Source organism: uncultured Campylobacter sp. (genome assembly GCF_937890585.1).
GTDB lineage: Bacteria > Campylobacterota > Campylobacteria > Campylobacterales > Campylobacteraceae > Campylobacter_A.
Map to the genome: position 1 here is coordinate 1 of NZ_CALACG010000151.1, position 17,856 is coordinate 17,856.

Annotated in this window: 17 protein-coding genes and 1 pseudogene; 5 read left to right on the forward strand and 13 right to left on the reverse strand. The window is 40.0% G+C overall.

The genetic code is table 11. The features are described 5' to 3' along the window. Positions 1-91 precede the first annotated feature (91 nt). From guaA to Q0296_RS04405, 3 genes are all read right to left on the reverse strand, one after another. Positions 92-1,624, reverse strand: a complete 1,533-nt coding sequence (gene guaA / locus Q0296_RS04395; protein WP_298036999.1) for a glutamine-hydrolyzing GMP synthase — start codon at positions 1,622-1,624, stop codon at positions 92-94. 10 nt (positions 1,625-1,634) lie between these two features. Continuing rightward, positions 1,635-3,023, reverse strand: coding sequence for a sodium:proton antiporter NhaD (gene nhaD, locus Q0296_RS04400; protein ID WP_298037002.1), 1,389 nt, complete (start codon positions 3,021-3,023; stop codon positions 1,635-1,637). A 113-nt stretch (positions 3,024-3,136) separates the two neighbouring features. Beyond that, on the reverse strand, positions 3,137-3,304 hold the full coding sequence (locus tag Q0296_RS04405; protein ID WP_002940093.1) for a hypothetical protein: 168 nt from the start codon (positions 3,302-3,304) through the stop codon (positions 3,137-3,139). On the opposite strand from Q0296_RS04405, the gene Q0296_RS04410 reads away from it, so the two are divergent. The 4 genes from Q0296_RS04410 to Q0296_RS04425 are packed head-to-tail and all read left to right on the forward strand — an operon-like array spanning position 3,287 to position 9,198. After that, entirely contained in the window at positions 3,287-3,787 is a 501-nt protein-coding gene (locus Q0296_RS04410; protein WP_298037008.1) for a hypothetical protein, read from the forward strand. The two genes, Q0296_RS04405 and Q0296_RS04410, sit on opposite strands and share 18 nt — an antisense overlap. After that, the gene (uvrC, locus tag Q0296_RS04415; protein ID WP_298037010.1) at positions 3,781-5,598 is read left to right on the forward strand and encodes an excinuclease ABC subunit UvrC; all 1,818 of its coding nucleotides are present in this window, start codon (positions 3,781-3,783) and stop codon (positions 5,596-5,598) included. The genes Q0296_RS04410 and uvrC overlap by 7 nt, the downstream gene beginning before the upstream one ends. Then, complete coding sequence (locus Q0296_RS04420) at positions 5,595-6,329, forward strand: hypothetical protein (protein ID WP_298037013.1); 735 nt, start codon at positions 5,595-5,597, stop codon at positions 6,327-6,329. The genes uvrC and Q0296_RS04420 overlap by 4 nt, the downstream gene beginning before the upstream one ends. Next, on the forward strand, positions 6,319-9,198 hold the full coding sequence (locus Q0296_RS04425) for a hypothetical protein (protein ID WP_298037015.1): 2,880 nt from the start codon (positions 6,319-6,321) through the stop codon (positions 9,196-9,198). Before Q0296_RS04420 ends, Q0296_RS04425 begins: the two co-directional genes overlap by 11 nt. A gap of 171 nt (positions 9,199-9,369) precedes the next feature. Here the strand turns inward: Q0296_RS04425 and Q0296_RS04430 are convergent. The 4 genes and pseudogenes from Q0296_RS04430 to Q0296_RS04445 form a co-directional block, all read right to left on the reverse strand. Then, positions 9,370-9,615, reverse strand: a pseudogene (locus Q0296_RS04430) (phosphatidylserine decarboxylase); the annotation flags it as partial. Positions 9,616-9,894: 279 nt separating this feature from the next. Beyond that, complete coding sequence (locus tag Q0296_RS04435; protein WP_298037018.1) at positions 9,895-10,200, reverse strand: hypothetical protein; 306 nt, start codon at positions 10,198-10,200, stop codon at positions 9,895-9,897. After that, complete coding sequence (locus tag Q0296_RS04440) at positions 10,185-10,364, reverse strand: hypothetical protein (RefSeq protein ID WP_298037020.1); 180 nt, start codon at positions 10,362-10,364, stop codon at positions 10,185-10,187. The genes Q0296_RS04435 and Q0296_RS04440 overlap by 16 nt, the downstream gene beginning before the upstream one ends. A gap of 58 nt (positions 10,365-10,422) precedes the next feature. Continuing rightward, positions 10,423-11,694: an anthranilate synthase component I family protein gene (locus Q0296_RS04445; protein WP_298037024.1), complete on the reverse strand. Its 1,272-nt coding sequence runs from the start codon at positions 11,692-11,694 to the stop codon at positions 10,423-10,425. Between the two features lie 142 nt (positions 11,695-11,836). Here Q0296_RS04445 and Q0296_RS04450 point away from each other — a divergent pair, with 142 nt between their 5' ends. Then, entirely contained in the window at positions 11,837-12,577 is a 741-nt protein-coding gene (locus tag Q0296_RS04450) for a sulfite exporter TauE/SafE family protein (protein ID WP_298037026.1), read from the forward strand. Positions 12,578-12,607: 30 nt separating this feature from the next. Here Q0296_RS04450 and Q0296_RS04455 read toward each other — a convergent pair whose 3' ends face one another. The 6 genes from Q0296_RS04455 to Q0296_RS04480 all read right to left on the reverse strand — a co-directional run. Then, entirely contained in the window at positions 12,608-12,937 is a 330-nt protein-coding gene (locus tag Q0296_RS04455) for a hypothetical protein (protein ID WP_298037029.1), read from the reverse strand. 18 nt (positions 12,938-12,955) lie between these two features. Further along, positions 12,956-14,068: a class I SAM-dependent methyltransferase gene (locus Q0296_RS04460; protein ID WP_298037030.1), complete on the reverse strand. Its 1,113-nt coding sequence runs from the start codon at positions 14,066-14,068 to the stop codon at positions 12,956-12,958. Next, entirely contained in the window at positions 14,068-15,147 is a 1,080-nt protein-coding gene (serC, locus tag Q0296_RS04465; RefSeq protein WP_298037031.1) for a phosphoserine transaminase, read from the reverse strand. The genes Q0296_RS04460 and serC overlap by 1 nt, the downstream gene beginning before the upstream one ends. Before the next feature lie 2 nt (positions 15,148-15,149). Beyond that, positions 15,150-16,316, reverse strand: a complete 1,167-nt coding sequence (xseA, locus tag Q0296_RS04470; protein ID WP_298037034.1) for an exodeoxyribonuclease VII large subunit — start codon at positions 16,314-16,316, stop codon at positions 15,150-15,152. Then, positions 16,309-17,031: a bifunctional demethylmenaquinone methyltransferase/2-methoxy-6-polyprenyl-1,4-benzoquinol methylase UbiE gene (gene ubiE, locus Q0296_RS04475; protein ID WP_298037036.1), complete on the reverse strand. Its 723-nt coding sequence runs from the start codon at positions 17,029-17,031 to the stop codon at positions 16,309-16,311. The genes xseA and ubiE overlap by 8 nt, the downstream gene beginning before the upstream one ends. 13 nt (positions 17,032-17,044) lie before the next feature. Then, the coding region (locus tag Q0296_RS04480; RefSeq protein WP_298037039.1) for a CHAD domain-containing protein at positions 17,045-17,856 on the reverse strand (812 nt) is incomplete at its 5' end.

The window sequence follows — 17,856 nt, forward strand, 5'->3', positions numbered from 1 at the left end:
CTTTAATTCCATTTATTTCCATCTGGTAAACCTTTAAAAATATTTTTATAGAAATAAAATTCAAGATTGAAAATTCAATCTTGAATAAATTTTATTCCCACTCTATTGTTGCAGGTGGCTTGCTTGAGATGTCGTAAACTACGCGGTTTATGCCGTTTACCTCATTTATAATGCGGCGGCTTACATTTTCAAGTAGATCATAAGGAAGCCTTGAGAAGCTTGCAGTCATGCCGTCGCTCGCATCGACCACGCGCACGCAAACAGCGTTTTCGTAGGTGCGGTTATCGCCCATAACGCCAACAGAATTTACATTTAAAAGTACGCAAAATGCCTGCCAAGTTTTGTTATACCAGCCACTACTTTTTAATTCATCACGCAAGATCACATCAGCTTTGCGAAGTAGCTCAAGGCTTGGCTTATTTACCTCGCCCATTATGCGGATCGCAAGGCCAGGTCCTGGGAAAGGATGGCGGAAGATTAGCTCTCGGCTTAGTCCAAGCTCAAGTCCTAGCTTTCTAACCTCATCTTTAAAAATTTCTCTTAGCGGTTCTATCAGCTCAAATGTCATCCAATCAGGCAAACCTCCAACGTTGTGGTGGCTCTTTATCGTCTTGCTTGAGCCAACGACTGAGCTTTCGATGATGTCAGTATAAAGAGTGCCTTGAGCTAGAAATTTCACATCGCCATGCTTTTTAGCCTCTTTTTCAAAAATTTCTATAAATGTCTCACCTATGATCTTGCGTTTTTTCTCAGGATCAACGACGCCAGCTAAGCGACCAAGAAAGATCTCGCTCGCATCTATACTAACTAGCTCAACGCCAAGCTTGGTCCTAAATGTAGCTTCAACTTGCTCTTTTTCGTTTGTTCTAAGAAGTCCGTTATCGACAAAAACAAGGATCAAATTTTCAGGCACAGCAGCTGCCAAAAGCGCTGCAGTCACAGAGCTATCCACGCCGCCACTAACTGCGCAAAGCACCTTGTGAGTGCCCACTGTTCTTCTGATCTCTTCTATCTTATTTTTAGCAAAGCTTCCCATGTTCCATGTGCTCTCGCAGCCGCAGATATATTTAGCAAAATTCTTTAAAATTTGCGTGCCATACTCGCTGTGTTGTACCTCTGCGTGAAACTGGATCGCATAAAATTTACGTTTATCATCACCAAAAGCACAATAAGGCGAATTTTCGCTGACTGCAATCGCCTCAAAGCCCTTTGGTAGGTCTTTTACATAGTCGCTATGGCTCATCCATACGATTTGTTTTGAAGGTGTATCTTTAAAAAGATCGTGCTCTTTTACGACGCTAAGTTCAGCCTTGCCGTACTCTTTGTGATCAGCTGCTAAAACCTCAGCACCATGCGTGTGAGCAAGCAGCTGCATGCCGTAGCAAACGCCAAGGATAGGGACATTTAGCTCAAAGACGCCGTTATCGCAAAAATATGCATCTTTAGCATAAACGCTAGCTGGACCACCACTTAAAATGATACCTTTTGGCTCTTTCGCTTTTATCTCACTTAGCTTTGCGTTAAATGGCAAAATTTCAGTGTAGACACCCTCTTCTCTTAGCCTTCTAGCTATTAGCTGAGTGTACTGCGAACCAAAGTCCAAAACTATAATCGTATTGTTCATTTATAACCTTTTAAAAATAAAGATGAAAAATTTCAAACTGCACATACCAAACAATGATCGATACAATATATCCTAGAACCACCATCCAAGAGTATTTCATATGTGCACCAAAGGTATAAATTCCTTTTAATTTACCCATTACTCCAACGCCAGCTGCCGAACCAAAGCTGATCATCGAACCGCCGATACCAGCCGTTAGTGTCACCAGTAGCCACTGACTCATGGACTCGCCAGCATCTGGGCCCATTACAGGGTTTGCTTTTAGGACGGCTGACATAACTGGAACGTTATCAACGATCGCTGAAAGGAAACCAACTCCGATATTTACGGCTGTTGAGCCAAATTTATCATAAAGTGATACAGCGTAATTTAAAAATCCAACATAGTGAAGAGCGCCAACTGCAGCTAAAATTCCAAAGAAGAAAAATAGCGTGTTGTTTTCGATCTTTGACATATAGTGAAAGACGTGCATAGGTGCTTCATCTTTGTGTGCTTTTTTGAAATAGTAAGTGTAAAGGCTAAGTATAGAAAAGCCAAACATCATGCCCCACATCGCTGGCAAATGGAAAAGCTGGTGCATCATAACAGCACAAAAGATGGTAAATACACCAATAGCAATAGTCGCTTTACCGCCCTTTTTCATGACCACTTTTGGCTCAGTAGCTGGGTCAAAGTGTGGGCTACCAACTGGCACGACGCGTGAAAGTAAAAACGCTGTTACAAACCAACCGATAAATGAAGCTGGGAAAAGTGCGAAAAAGTCGATAAATGGCGCTTTACCAGCAGCCCAAGCCATAAGTGTAGTGATATCGCCAAATGGACTCCACGCTCCGCCTGCGTTTGCCGCAACGACGATGTTTATCGCGCCTGCGACTAGGAAATTTGTATTAGTTCTATCTATCGTTAAAAGCACGGTCGATAAGATAAGCGCTGTCGTTAGGTTATCAGCCACTGGACTTATGAAAAATGCCAAAACACCAGTTAGCCAAAATAGCTTTCTATAAGTGTAGCCTTTTGATACGAGGTTATATTTAAGCGCGTTAAATACGTCCCTTTCGATGAGTGCTTCGATAAATGTCATCGCTACCATTAGGAAAAATACGATCTGAGAAATTTCTAAGATCAGGTGATTTACCTCGTGCTCTAGTGAATGCACATCCATGCCGTTTATAAGCATATAAACACCGATAAGTAGGAACATAAACGTGCCGATAAAGATGGCAGGTTTTGCCTTGTCGATGTGGAAATTTTCTTCTGCTGCTATGAAAAAGTATCCAACAACAAAAATGATAAGCGATAAAATTCCCGCCCATGTAGTAGTTAAGTCAATAGCCGCAGCTTCTCCGTCAGCACCAAAGGCTACCAAAAAAAACAAACTTAGAAGTCCAAATAACCTCATATACTCTCCTTGTAAGATAAAAATTTGCGTATTTTACTTAAATGAGCCTAAAATTTAGGTTAGTTAAATTTATTAAGCTTGCATTACATTTTTATCTTACGCCAAATTTAAGATCAAATTTTATTGATCTTGTCAGTTTTTTTCTCTTTTACAGGTGCATCGCCATAAAATGGATCGTCCTTGTAGCCGCAGCCACTAAGTGCAAAAAGAGCGAAAATTAAAATAAAAGATGATAAGATAAGCCTATGAAAAACGCCAAATTTATGATAGATGCTATCCACGAAAATCCTTTGTATAAAGAAAAATTAAGCATGGCAGACGAGTGCCAAGAGCTTCTGCGCCTCATGGGGAAATCAAAGCGGTTTTACATAGCTTTTTGCTACGTCAGAGCAGGCGTGCTGACCTTCGTTCTCACTCATCCCTCAGGGCTTTTGGAGCTTAGGCGTGATAGTAGTATAAATGAGATAAAAGGGTTATTAAAAACCTTTTGCAAATTTAATAAAAATAGCATTTTTGCAAGCGTCATCGAGCCAAAACCTCTTAATGAAATAAACTATATAAAAAACAAAAAAGAGGACAATATAAGATTTATCGTGAGCAAATATCTAAAATTTTTCGCCCCACAACCTCCACAAAGGTCAAATTTCATCACACCAGCAAGCAAGGGCGAGTTTAAAAATTTAGCCACAAATGAGCAAATTTATAAGAAATTTGAAGAGCTAAGAGAAATTTTGCTAAAGAAAAATGAGCAGGCAAGATGCTAATAGACGAGATAAGAACGCTTCCAAACGAGCCTGGCGTATATCAATATTTTGACGCTCAAAACAGACTTTTATATGTCGGCAAGGCCAAAATTTTAAAAAACAGGGTCAAAAGCTACTTTAAATTTACCCCAAGCCTAGCCCCAGCTGAAAAGCTAAGCCCAAGAATTTCAAAGATGATAAGCGAGGCTGTGCATCTTGAATACATCATCACACCAAGCGAGGCAGACGCGCTCATACTTGAAAATTCATTCATCAAGCAACTTAAGCCAAAATACAACATCTTGCTTCGTGACGACAAGACCTACCCTTATATCTTTATAAATTTAAACGATGAATTCCCTAGATTTGAGATCACCAGAAAGGTGGTAAAAGGCTCAAATATACGCTATTTTGGGCCATATTTTAGTGGAGCGGGAGAGCTACTTGAAGCGCTTTATCTAAATTTCAACCTAGTTCAGAAAAAATCCTGCATCAAAGGCAAAAAAGCCTGCCTTTTTTACCAGCTAAAACGCTGCTACGCCCCATGTGAGAGCAAAATCTCAAAAGAGAGCTACGCCAAAATAGTCGCTGATGCCACAGCCGCTTTGCAAAATCCAAATTTGTTAATCGCTCGCCTTGAAGAGCTCATGCTAAACTATGCCAAGGCCGAAGACTACGAGCAAGCAGCCGCGACTAGAGATAAGATGCAAACGCTTAAAAATATGCAAACAAAGGTCGAGGTTGATCTAGCCAAGCTTGAGGACTTTGAGGCCTACTCGGTCGCTTGCGTGCATGATATGATCTGTGCGGTGAGATTTAGCGTGCAAAGTGGCAAGATAACGGGCGTAAAAACCGATATCACGCAGGCTAAAAACGCTCAAAAAGACGAGATAAACGAGGCTTATAAGCAGGCTATTTTAAAAAGCTTTATAGCCGATCAGCCAATAATCAGCACCAAAATTTACGTCCACGAAGACTTTGAAGATAGCGAGCTAGTGGAGGAAATTTTAAACGAGAGGTTTGGGCGTAAATTTAGCATCACTTGCCCAAAAATTGGCGATAAGCGTAAAATTTGCGAGATCGCTACAAAAAATGCTGAAGTTAGCATCGAAAAATACCTAAAAACGCACGATAACGAGCTACTAAATGAGATAAAAGAGTATTTTAATCTAGCTCACACGCCTTACGTGGTCGAGGCTTACGACAACTCGCACCTTTTTGGCGAGGCAAGTGTAGGGGCGATGGTGCGCTATGAGCATGGCGAGTGGGCGAAGCAAAACTACCGCCACATGCACCTAAATTCCAAAAACGACTACGATCAGATGAGAGAGAGCCTCACTGCTAGAGCACTTAGGTTTGACAAGCTTAGTCCGCCTGATCTTTGGGTTATTGATGGTGGCGAGGCGCTTTTAAGCTTAGCCTGTGAAATTTTAGCAAGTAGTGGCGCAAACGTCGATGTGATCGCTATCTCAAAAGAAAAAATAGACGCCAAAGCTCACCGCGCAAAGGGCGAGGCAAAGGATAAAATTTATACAAAAAATGGCAGTTTTAGCCTAAGCACGAGCGATAAAAAGCTGCAGTTTTTCCAAAAAATGCGCGATGAGAGCCATAGATTTGTCATCAGTTTTCACAGAAAAACAAGGCAGAAAAATGATATGCAAAGATCAGTGCTAAGACAAGCTGGCGTTTCTGAGGGCAGTATCGCGAAATTAATCAGCTTTTACGGAAGTTTTGATAAAATCAGCGAAGCAAATTTAGACGAAGTAGCAAAAATAACAAACAAAAGCGTGGCGGCAAAGCTTTTACCGCTCAAAGAAGGAAATTTGAAGTGATAATATACGACAAAAACGGTCAAATTTTAGCGATGGGAGATATCTCTCTTGGTCTGCTTGAATTTAAAGATATAAGGGAGTTTTTAAGCGAGCATAAAGACATTGACGAGCTAGTTTTGGACTACAAAGAGCCTGGAGTTTTTATAGATTATCTAGCTAAAAGACCAAATTTAAGAGTAAATTTAAAGACTAAAAACGGCAAAATTTTAAATGCGACGCTTAAGTTTTCAAAGATCAGCTCAGTAAAAAACGAAGAGTATTTTGAGCTTTTGATCCTTGATCAAACAGAAATTTACAGCCAAAACCAGCAAGCTGCGATAAAAGCAAAGACCGAGCTTAGGCTGCCTAGCCTGAAGATAGACGAAAGGCACCTGCTTGGCAAAGATGAGGAAATTTTAAACGAGAGCTGGTTTAACGAAACGGCGAGCTTTTTAAATTTAAGCAAAAGCGAGTTTGTGACCTATCTTGGTATATTTTTAAGAAAGGCAAAAGATAAGATGATATTTATCCAAAGTGCGGTGCTAGCTAGGGACTCTAAATTTTTAGAAGAGAGTATAAAAATTCTAAAAGAGCCGGCTATAAATTTAAAGATAACGCCGCTTGTAGCGAGCTTTGACGCGCTGATCTCGCAGCCAAATAAGATAAAAAATATTACTCTTATAAATGAAAGGCTAAACGAGATAAGCACACTTTGCAAGAAATTTTCAAGAAAGTTAGACTATGAGTGTTAAGAGATTTTTAGTATTTTTATCTATATTGTTCTCTGCCATTTATTGCTTTAACGAGGGAGTTATATTTTTTAGCGACTTCAAGCTCTCATCTCGCCTAAATAACGAGATAAACAGAGGAAATTTACTAAAAAATGTCGTAAAGACCATCATCGCTGAAAGAAAAGCCTACGAAGAGTATCTTGAAGTAAAAACGCCAGATAAGGAAGAGGCGCTAAGAAGAGCCAATACAGCTAAAAATTTTGCTATTAAGTATTTCTTAAATAGCCTATCAAACACTCCAGATGATACAAGAATGAAAGATGCGCTCGAAATAGTCTTAAAAAATGCAAAAGCAGACTGGGAGAGCTTCAATCTCTCGTTTTATAATTTTTTTGAGATGGCGATCTCAGTCATCATAAGCGGGCATCTAGAGTTTAAAGATGTGGCTATAGACGCTGACATAGAAAGATATATGATCGTCATAAATAGGCTCTATGAGGTCCTTGCCAACATAAACACAGCAAAACAGCACATCATCGCCATACTTCACGGCAAAGAGACCCTAAACAGCAGCTCACTAAAAGAGGCCATAAATAGCCTAAAATACAATGATCTAAATATAAATTTGCTCCCATACGGCGAGACAAAAAGCGAAATAATAAAACAGCTTGAAAGGCTAAATGAGCTTGAAATTTCTAAAGGATTTGATCAAATTCGCATCGATCTTAGGACAAAAAGCAGCATTTCAGAAGATGAGATCAGGCGGATAAACTCTTTTGAAAACGATAGGTTTGATCTATTTAGTGAAATTTCTAGCGTGCTAGTTAGTGAGCTAAAGGCTAAAAACGACGAATTTAGAGTCTATACGCTCTGCCTTTCGTTTGTGATGTTTATCTTTTCGATTTGGCTATTTTACGCTAGCTACAAAGCCTATGGCTGGGTTAGAAATTTAGAATATTTAAATCAAAAAATGAAGCTTATAAGAGAAGAGGTTTTAAAAAGAGGCGATAGAAATCCACAAAATTTAATAGAAAGCTTCATTGCGCTATATAAAGAGCTACTTCAAAAGTATGAGCAAGAAAGAAGCTTTACAGCGATAAAAGATAGGCTGCTAGTTAGGCTAAATAAGAAATTTTACCTCTCAAAAGAGCAAATTTTAAGCTCGATCGCCACTTTAAAAAAAGATGAAAACGTCCTTAAAAATGAACTAGTTTTTGAAAATTTAGAAAGAAATAGCCAGATCATAGCCCTAAACTACGGCAATATAAAGGGCCTGCTTGACACCAGACTATCAGACCTTACTCTAAATCAAAAACCATTTAATCCGCAAATTTTATTCTCAAATATCCTTGAGGCACAGATACCATTTACGCAGAGCAAAAAGCTAAATTTCCTAACCTATCTTGACGCGCGTATCAGCGACGAGTTAGAAGGCGACGCCGAGAAAATAAGCGTCATCTTTAACTCCATAATGCTAGCCATCGTCGCAAAGTGCGATAAATTTGCAAATTTGATCGTTGAGATAAGAAACACAAGTGATAGCCTTAGCCAAAGCGGACTTTTAGGCATCGAAACTAAGATAAGAACAAATCAAATTTTCCTAAAAGATGAGCAGCTAAACGCACTAAGACTAGAGGACGAAAACGAGCTAAACGACGAAGAGAGCGAGTTTTATCTAAGACTTGCCAGCTTTTATCTAAAGCTTTTTAACTCAAGCCTTGACATAAGCACGCTTGGCGGAGCTGGTAATGAGTTTAAATTTATCCTCAACCTAAAAAAGATACAAAGCCAGCAAAATTTCAACCTAAACCGCGACCTAAAGATCGCTTATCTGCCTGATATAAACGTCAAATACAACGAATTTTTCACAAAAACACTAGAAGATATTGGGCTTAAATTTCAAAATATCATCTCAAGCAACCAAAGCCTATCAAGAGAGTACGACATCATCTTTGCAAGGCAGAGCACGAGCAAAAACATAAACGCCAAAAACCTAGTCCTTTTAAAAGACCCGCTAACTCCGCTAAGCGTCGCTAGGCTCGTATATATGGAGAAAAACAAGAGCGATAATCCAGCCGATGAGAAGGTGCGCTTTTTACTCTGCGATAAAAATCCGCTAAGCCTTGAGATGTCAGCTCAGGCCTTTAGCTACTTTGACTGCGAAGTTATCGGCGTTAGCAGTCTAAAAGAGCTAAAACAAGCGCTGCAGCTAAACCGCTTTAATACCATTTTCATAGACACGCAGTTTTTCGAAAACAACACGGCAAATTTCGTAAAAGATATAAGAGCTATGCAAAGCGAGAAGCAAAATTTAATAGCCGTCGTCTCAAACACTTCAAATATCTCCGAAAGAGAGATCCTACCAGCCTTTGATGCGTGGATCAAAAAGCCATTTAGCCAAGCCGAGCTAAATCAAATTTTGCCAAACTATGTGCGAAACTATAAACCGATAAAAGAAAATAAAAACTTCATCAAAAACGAAAATATCGCAGTTTATAAGAGCACAAAGCTTGAAAATAAGATATTTGCCGGCGCGCTTGGCGAGTTCCAAAATACGCTTGAGGTCGCAAATAGCTTTAGCGAGCTTTTGATAAAGGTAAAAACCAAGCCTTGCTCGCTAGTGCTAGTAGATGAGGCGGCTGAGGGCTTTGACATGGACAAGCTAATAGCCACGATCTCTGAGCTAAGGTCTATGCTAAAGCTTGACGTCAGAGTGCTTCTCTTTAGCCAAGACTTGGAGCTAAAAGATAAAAAAGAGTACATAAAGATATTGTCCCCAAATGTGAGCAAGATAGAGCTCATAGGCTTTGTAAAGTCAGAATTTAGCGAGATAAACTCGGCTCAAAACGAGCTAAAGAGCAACTTTAAATTTATAAAATTTAAAGCCTAGTTATTTTGCTAAATTTATGGCTAGCAGCTTTTAAAATTTGATCAGATATTTTACGGGCTAAGTTTCTTGTAAATAAATTTTGGAGATTTTAAATTAAATTTAGGTCGCTGTCTGGATCAAATTTGCTTTTATCCAGACGGCCTAGTCATAAAATTTAGCTAGCCTGTAAATTTACCCTTTTATCCCGCCGATCGCTTCAGCAAATTTAAGCTCTTTGTTTTCAAAGAGATTGTACTCGATCGCGTCTTTTTCGCTAAGTATGACGATAGTTGAGCCAAGCTCGAAATTTCCGAGGCGCTCGCCCTTTTTGATATGTAAATTTTTATACTCATAAATTTGCGTGAAATTTGCCACCACATTTGTCTGGATACGCTCGTCAAAGCTAAATTTCATCTTGCCAACGTTTAGTGCACCCACTAAAAATAGAGTCATTACAACTAGGATAAATTTATTTTGGCATTAGTTATTCTTTTTAAAGCCAAATAATACAAATTTGCTTTTGCAGGGTGATTTGCCACCTTGCAAATTTAATTATTTATCTTTTTGCAAATTCTTTTTATTATCCCTATGCGCCATAAAACATGCACATATAAAAACAAAAATCGTTATGACTAGGATTAAATTTTGCCCTGGCATTTTAACTACCTTTTTTAAAGTATCTTACTATTCGTCTGATAGTAAGATACTACTATTGTTTTATTCTTCTCGTATTAAGCCTACATGGACGCTTTTACCGTAACATTTAGGATTTTCTCCTTTTAGTTTAAAAATTTTACCTTCTTTTTTTGAATATCTTATATTATATCCCATTATATCACTTGGGTTTTGTAGAATATAATATTGCTCGTTTCCATTTTCATCGAAGAATTTTACATAGTCTCCTTTTGGAGAATTTTCACCTGGTCCTATTGGGAATTCTATAATTTTATAATATACATTTGCTTCCAGGCTTTCATATTGTTTTTTTGGATTTTCACATACCTCTTTTAGGCTATGTGCCACCCCCCCCCATCGCATCCAAGTAATGCTAGTGCAACAATACCACTCAATGCAAATAATGAAACTTTTTTCATATACTTTCCTTTTATATTTTTAGATTTAAGCTCTAAAAACAATTCATTTTTTCTAAATTTTCCTTGCGGAAATGAAAAATTTATGCTTTTCATCGCTTATTTAGCTATTTTATCCTTTTATTTTTAAAGTTTTCACTTGCGCGACTTAAATTTAAACCTCTTTTGCGCTGTTTTTAAAGACATTTACCACGCTTGCACGCTTGTGGCAAATTTCAGCGTACTCTTTTTCGCTTTTTGAGTCATAGACTATGCCTGCTCCAGCTCCGATAAAAACGCTGCTAAAGCCATTTTTATCTGGCACAAAGATGGCTGAGCGGATGAGGATCGCCACCTGAGCGTCGCCGTTAAAATGCAAAAATCCAATGCCCCCGCCATAGATATTTCGCTCGCAAATTTCAAGCTCGTTGATTATCTGCATAGCTCTGATCTTTGGCGCGCCACTTAGCGTACCAGCTGGAAAAATGCTAGCTAACACGTCAAAGAGGTCAAGCTCTTTCGCGCACTTGCCATAGACGTCGCTTACAATGTGGATCACCCTTTCGTAGGTCTGGATATGCATCGCGTTTTTCACGACCACGCTTTTTGGCTCTGAGACCCTGCCGATGTCGTTTCTGGCAAGATCGATTAGCATTTTGTGTTCAGCTAGCTCTTTTTCGTCGCTTAAAAGCTCTCTCTCAAGTGCCGTATCAGCGTTTGCGTCACCGCCTCTTGGTCTTGTACCAGCGATTGGTGCTACAAAAATTTGCTCCCCTTTCATCTCAAAAACAAGCTCAGGCGATGAGCCGACCACATCGCCATAAGGTGTAGGAAAATGAAACATATATGGGCTTGGGTTTGCGATGGCTAGCCTTTTGTAAAAGTCAAAACTGCTCATATTTGTTGAAATTTCAAGCAGCTCTCCAAGCACTACTTGGAAAACGTCGCCGCTTCTTATATACTCTTTTGCCACTTCAACCATATCTTCAAAGTGTTTCTTTTCTTCACTAAGATCAGTTTTTACGCTAAATTCGCACTCTTTTTGGAGCTCATCTTCTGCCTTTAAATTTAGCAAAAAGTCATAATACCTCTCTTTATCCCCATAAAAAGTGTAAATTTTACTCATCTTATCAAAGTGCATATATGCTTTAGCGTCGGCGTAGATAAATTTTGGAAATTCATATTTTTTAGCCTTCTCTTCGCCGATATACTCGAAGTATCTCACGCCGCTATAAGCAAAAACGCCAAAAAGCCCTGCAAAAGGCGCGAGTAATTTGTTACGATTAGTATCAAAGTAGCTTCTAAGCCCGTAAAAATCCATATCCTTTTCGTCGATATATTCGCAGTCGATGCCGATAATGATCTGCGTCTTGTCCTCGGCTAGGTAGCTATTTTTAAATTTCTCTTTGATCGCTTCATAATAAAGGAGCGGTTGTTCTAAAAGCATATTTTTCCTTTTAAATTTTTAATCATTATAAAAAAAGTTCGCTTTTAGTTTTTGAAATTTTGACTAAATTTATAAATTTACGCCTTTTTTACTATTTTTTTAAGCGCACTTGGCTAAAATTTTGACCTCACAAGGGAGTATCATGCTTTTTGTAGAACTTTTCATATTAGGTATCGGCGTTGGCTATATAGCTGGATTTTTTGGCATAGGTGGCGGCACAGTCGTTGTTCCTATCATGGTCGCCTTCGGGTATGACGTCAAAACTGCCATTGGCATAAGCGTCATGCAGATGATCTTTAGCGCGACATTTGGCTCATACCTAAACTACAAAGCTGGACTTTTAAAGCTGAACCGCGGCGTATTTTTGGGCCTTGGCGGTCTTGTGGGCGCAAGCTTTAGCGGTATCATCGTCTCTCACGCACCTGCGCTCTTACTTGAGTCGATGCTTCTAGTGACCTTTATCTTCTCTCTTATAAAGCTATACTTTTCGCCAAACAGCGACGGCTCAAATGCCAACAACTCGGTCTTTTTGCTATTTTTAGTTGGCGTTTTTGTTGGCGTTTTTGCCATTAGCATCGGCATCGGCGGAGGCGTCTTTATCGCGCCGATCTTGGTAGGCTTTTTGCGTTATGAGCTGAAAAAAGCGGTCTCAATGGGCGTATTTTTCGTTATGTTTGCAGCCATTGCCGGCTTCATCTCACTCTCGCTAAATGGTCACATCTCATACGCTGAGGGCACATTTTTAGGTCTTGGCTCGCTAATAGGCGCATACTTTGGCACCAAAAAGACGCAAAATACCGACAAAAAAACACTTAAAAAATGGTTTTTGGTCTTTTACATAGCGATGATATGTTTGATATTAAAAGATATGTTTTTTGAGTAAGAGCATGGCTAAATTTGCCACGCTCTTTTTTTAAATTTCTTCAAAAAAGTAGGCTTCGCTTAGTTTAAAAGCAAGCTCTTTTAGCTCATCTTCGCTTAAATTTACGCCCTTTGCGATCTCTTTAAAGCTAGTCTTGCCGTCAAATTTCAAGGCGGCTTTGATCTCTTCAACGCTTAAATTTAGCTTGCCATTTAGCTCATTTGCCAAAGAAATAACTGGCAAACTAGCCTCCAAAAAATATCCTAGATACGCTGCTGCCATAGGTTTTAGCCTAGTTTTTTTAGGCTCATAATCAAGCGCAATAAGCTTTGATGATGAAATTTTAGTGTTTTGATCGTTTAAAATTTCAAGTAGACCCATAAAGCCCTCGCTCTCGTTTTAGCCAAGAGGGGCCTTTACCTCGTTTAAATTTAAGCTTTGCGGGTAGGCTTTGCTTAAAATTTCTTGCGTTTTTGTCCTTGGTTGCTCGCTAAAGTAGGCAGAATTTAAGCTATTTAGCTCGCTCTCTCCAAGCACCGCGTCAAAGTCATCAGCGCCACCTAGCCTTTCTTTGTGTGCGATAAGGCTCTTTCTAAACGATCTATTAAACAAAAAGTCGTTTAGCTGCTCTTTTTTGATGCGAGAGTTGTAGCTTTGCTCGATGTGCGCGTCAAATCGGTAAATCCCAGTCGAGCTTGCAAAGATATCGTTTAGCGAGGCGTCTATGACGTAGCAAAGTCCGTGTTTATCGATGTGCCTAGCAAATTTATGAAAGTAAGTTGGCTCGTTACTCGCCTCCAAAAAGTCATGCAAAATGTAATAATCACTCCCCTTTGCGATGATGCCTTGCAAGAAATTTAGCTGCGTCAAAAGCAGTTTCATACTATCTTTATAGACAACGTCGCTTTGGTTTTGCAGGCTAAATTTCAAATAATCCTGCAAGAAATTTAGCTCCTCTTTGACGTGAGGAAGTGAGTCTTTATCGCCCCTATTTGCGCTCGCAAAGAGCATGAAATCCCTTAAGATATCAAGGCTCTTCCAGCCTGGGTAGGTGTTATAGGAGACGTAGGCGATGCCATCTTTGCTAAGTAGCGCCTTTATCGTTGCAAGTAGCGCGTCTCTCACGTTTGGGCTCACCCAGCTATAAACGCCGTGTGCGATGATATAGTCAAACTCGCCAAGTTCTTTGATATCGTGCTCATTCATGTGCAAAAAGTCGCGCTCAAGAAGGGTGAAATTTTTTAAATTCATCTTCTTTGCGATCTCGTTACCCTCTTTTACTTGGTGGCTTGAGATGTCGATGCCAACGACCTTTGCCTCTTTGTGCGAGACGGCAAATGGCAAGATGTTGCCGCCATATGATGAGCCAAGCTCAAGCACTCTAGCCTCTTTGAGGCCAGCCGCCTTTAAGCCTAAAAATTTAGCAACCGCCTCTATCCTAACAGGCGAGCAGTCGCTAAATGCAGCTGAGAAATAAGGAATTTCATCGTAAGCTTTTTTTGCCTTGTTCATCAGCCGTGCTTTCTGGCAAATTCTCTCATAAACTCGCCAAGTTTCTCAACGTCGCTTTGGCTAACGGCGTTGTAGATAGAGGCTCTTATGCCTCCAAGATGTCTGTGACCTTTTAGCCCAAGCATGCCCTCTTTTAGCGCCTCTTCGACGAAAACTGGCTCAAGCGCATGATCTTTTGGTATCGTAAAGCTCACGTTCATATCTGATCTGCTTGATTTTTTGGCATGTCCCACATAAAAGCCATTTGAGCTATCGATGATATTATAAAGCGTGCTTGCTTTTTTGGCATTTATCCTCTCAACCTCAGCAAGTCCGCCAAGATCTAGCAGGTGCTGCATAGTTAAATTTAAAAGATAAATTCCAAAAGTTGGCGGTGTGTTGTAAAGTGAGTTTGCCTCTACGTGCGTTTTGTAGCGTAAAAACATAGGGACGTTTTGGCTACTCACGCGACCAACTAGGTCTTTTCTTAAAATGACGATAGTCACGCCACTTGGGCCTGCATTTTTCTGAGCGCCGCCATAAAGCAAGCCGATACTGCTAAAATCAAGCGGTCTAGCAAAAAAGTCGCTCGAAGCATCGACAACTAGGGGTGATTTGGTCTTTGGCATAGCCTTATACTGCGTGCCATAGATCGTATTATTTGAGCAGATGTAGGCATAGTCGGCGTCATCGCTAAATTTAAACTCAGGGATGTAAGAGAAATTTTCATCTTCGCTACTTGCTACGACATCTACATTTACGCCAAGCACTTTTGCCTCTTTGATCGCTTTGTTTGTCCAAACGCCGGTGTTTGCGTACTGCGCCTTGCCACCTTGATATAAATTCATCGGTATCATGCTAAATTGCAAGTGCGCGCCACCTTGCAAAAATAAAATTTCATACTCATCGCCGATGCCATAAAGCTTTCTTATCTTATCCATCGCACCAAAGTGGATCTCCTCGAAGGTCTTGCTTCTGTGGCTGATCTCCATGATCGAGTAGCCCTCGCCTCTATAGTCGGTAAATTCGGCCTTTGCGTGCTCTAAAACGTCTAGTGGTATCGCACTTGGGCCTGCGCTAAAGTTGATTTTTCTACTCATTTTTACTCCTTGATAATTGCTTTTTTATGTGTATTTTGTGAGATAAGCTCGATCTCATCATCTATTTTTAAATCCCTAAGATCAGCTCTCTTGCCATCTTTTCTAACCTCGATAAGCCCCTTCGTGCTCTCAAAAAAGAGCCCCCTCATCTCGTAGGCTTTCTCCAAAGAGCCAAGAGCTGAGCCAAGAACTAAAATTTTCCTTGAAACGGCGTTTGTTAGGGCATTTTGCTTGTTTGCTACCTCGCTAAATTTTAGCTCGATCCTAGCCTTTAGAGCGTTTGATGAAAATTTAGAAAATAGTAAATTTAATAAATTTTGCTTCTTTGTGATCTTTAAATTTAAAGCGCTATCAAGATCGTCGCTGAGCCTGTCAAGATACTGAAAAAACGCCTCTTCATCAGGCAAAAGATCAAGCATAGCTGCACTTGGCGTAAGCGACCTGCGGTCTGCTACAAAGTCGCTTATGACGTAGTCGATCTCGTGACCGATAGCGCTTATGACTGGCGTTTTTGTAGCGTAAATTTCACGTGCCAAACCCTCGTCGTTAAAGCACCAAAGGTCTTCTTTGCTGCCGCCTCCGCGAGCCAAAACGATCACATCAACGCCGTATTTATCGGCCCTACGCAAAGCTTTTATGAGCGAGCTTGGGGCACTTTCGCCCTGAGTTAATGCGTCAAATATATAAATTTCACTTAGCCTCCAGCGGCTCGTGACGACTTTTAGCATGTCTTGAAGTGCAGCCGAAGTGGCGCTTGTGACAAGGGCTATTTTTTTAGGTAAATTTGGTATTTCTTTTTTTGCGCCGATGTCAAAAAGCCCCTCGTTTTCGAGCTTTTCTTTAAGCTGTCTAAACGCAAGCTCAAGCTCGCCCTCGCCATCTGGCAGCATAGCACTAGCCACCAGCTGATAAGACCCACTTGGCGAGTAGATGGTCACTTTGCCATAAATTTTAACCTTCAAGCCCTCTTTTGGCAGGAATTTCACCTTTTGGTTATTCATACGATACATCACAGCTGAGATGCTTGATTTTTCGTCCTTTAGTGTGAAGTACCAGTGCCCAGAAGCGTGCTTTGTAAGTCGCGAAATTTCACCACTTACCTCGACATAGTCAAGGGTTGCCTCAAGCAGTGCCTTTGCTTTTTCATTTAGCTCAGATACGCTAAGCATTTATTTCTTTGACCTTTTTAGCGATAAATAATGTCGAGATGTCCATGCTAAAGCCCTTGCAAAGCTCTATCTCAAAGCCAGCCTCCACAAGCTCATCACAAAAGCTCTTTGCATCGAGGAAATTTTCTATCGAGCTTGGCAGATACTCGTACGCCTCTTTGTTTTTTGAGATAAAGCCGCCTATACTTGGCAAAATTTTACTTAGATAAAAATCTCTTAGCGCAGTTATAAAGCCCTTTTTCTGGCGCTTTGTAAATTCAAGCACGACGACGTAGCCATCTGGGGCAAGCACTCTATTAAACTCTCTTAGTGCAGCCTTTCGCTCGACCACGTTTCTGATGCCGTAGCTTATGCTTAAAATTTGAGCCTCGCCACTTGCAAGCGTCGTATTATCAGCATATGCCTCTATAAATTTAAAATTTGGAAATTTCGCCCTCGCCTCTTTTAGCATGCCGCTTGATGGGTCGATGCCAGTTAGGCTTTTTATCTCTACGCCAAATTCTTTTGAAATTTCACTCCAAAGCCCCATCATATCGCCAGTGCCGCAAGCCACATCCACGATATTTATGCCTCTTTCTTTAAAAATTTCTAGCATATATCTGCAGGCAAATTTCCTCCATCTCACGTCCACGCCAAGGCTTAGCACCCTATTTGCCACGTCGTAAGTCGGAGCGATCTGGTTAAACATATCAACTATTTTTTCTTGTTTTTGCATAAATTTTAGACCTTTATATGTAGTAAATTTTTAAATTTCGCGAGATCTTGCGAGTTGCTTTTATAAATTTAAGCCGTTTTTTTAGTATCTCTTCTCTAGTTTTGTAAATTTGTTTGTAGATTTTGCTCTCAAGTTTTTCTTTGCCAGCAGCCTCTGGCAAACGCTCTAAGATGCCAAGCCAAACGTCATAGTCTTGAAGCGCACCAAAGATCTCTTGCATATCTTTTAGCCGCTCTTCATACTTTTTAAGCCCGTCAAAATAAAAAATCTCACTCAAAAACTCGTAGGCATATCTCACCTTTTTAAGCTCGATCCTGATCTTGTGAAAGCTCTCATTTGGGCAGTCTTGATCTAGACTTTTTAGCCTCTTTTGAGCCAAAACTAGAAGCGTTCTAAGTTTAAACGAGCCAAGGCGTGAAAGGCTTACATCAAAGAGCTTTGACCTATAAAACTCGCCCTCGTTTAAAAATATCTCCCACTCTTTTAAAAATGAGTAGTTTTCCTCGTCACTAAGGTAGCTTCTAACGTTTTCATACTCTAAATTTAGAGCCTTTTGCACAAAGTAAATTAGCTCATTTGCGTGCTTTTGCTCGCTTAAAAAGCCTAGAAATATGTCAAGGTCTCGCTTTTTATTGGTTGAGTTTGCCAAAATTTTAAAATTCTCTCCAAAAAAGAGCGTCACTTTCTCATCAAAAACTCCGTTAAAAATTTTAAGTAACGACCTAACTTTTCTTAAATTTACTCGCAAGTTGTGCAAAATTTCTTCGTCGTGATCTTGCAGATAGTCGCTTTTTAGCCTCTTTATCTCTTTGTATATGCTTAAAA

Excerpts from the sequence above, each read along its gene's own strand:
- guaA (WP_298036999.1), bottom strand. The coding sequence starts at position 1,624 with ATGAACAATACGATTATAGTTTTGGACTTTGGTTCGCAGTACACTCAG.
- nhaD (WP_298037002.1), bottom strand. The coding sequence starts at position 3,023 with ATGAGGTTATTTGGACTTCTAAGTTTGTTTTTTTTGGTAGCCTTTGGT.
- Q0296_RS04410 (WP_298037008.1), top strand. The coding sequence starts at position 3,287 with ATGATAGATGCTATCCACGAAAATCCTTTGTATAAAGAAAAATTAAGC.
- uvrC (WP_298037010.1), top strand. The coding sequence starts at position 3,781 with ATGCTAATAGACGAGATAAGAACGCTTCCAAACGAGCCTGGCGTATAT.
- Q0296_RS04425 (WP_298037015.1), top strand. The coding sequence starts at position 6,319 with ATGAGTGTTAAGAGATTTTTAGTATTTTTATCTATATTGTTCTCTGCC.
- Q0296_RS04440 (WP_298037020.1), bottom strand. The coding sequence starts at position 10,364 with ATGAAAAGCATAAATTTTTCATTTCCGCAAGGAAAATTTAGAAAAAAT.
- Q0296_RS04445 (WP_298037024.1), bottom strand. The coding sequence starts at position 11,694 with ATGCTTTTAGAACAACCGCTCCTTTATTATGAAGCGATCAAAGAGAAA.
- Q0296_RS04450 (WP_298037026.1), top strand. The coding sequence starts at position 11,837 with ATGCTTTTTGTAGAACTTTTCATATTAGGTATCGGCGTTGGCTATATA.
- Q0296_RS04455 (WP_298037029.1), bottom strand. The coding sequence starts at position 12,937 with ATGGGTCTACTTGAAATTTTAAACGATCAAAACACTAAAATTTCATCA.
- Q0296_RS04460 (WP_298037030.1), bottom strand. The coding sequence starts at position 14,068 with ATGAACAAGGCAAAAAAAGCTTACGATGAAATTCCTTATTTCTCAGCT.
- serC (WP_298037031.1), bottom strand. The coding sequence starts at position 15,147 with ATGAGTAGAAAAATCAACTTTAGCGCAGGCCCAAGTGCGATACCACTA.
- xseA (WP_298037034.1), bottom strand. The coding sequence starts at position 16,316 with ATGCTTAGCGTATCTGAGCTAAATGAAAAAGCAAAGGCACTGCTTGAG.
- ubiE (WP_298037036.1), bottom strand. The coding sequence starts at position 17,031 with ATGCAAAAACAAGAAAAAATAGTTGATATGTTTAACCAGATCGCTCCG.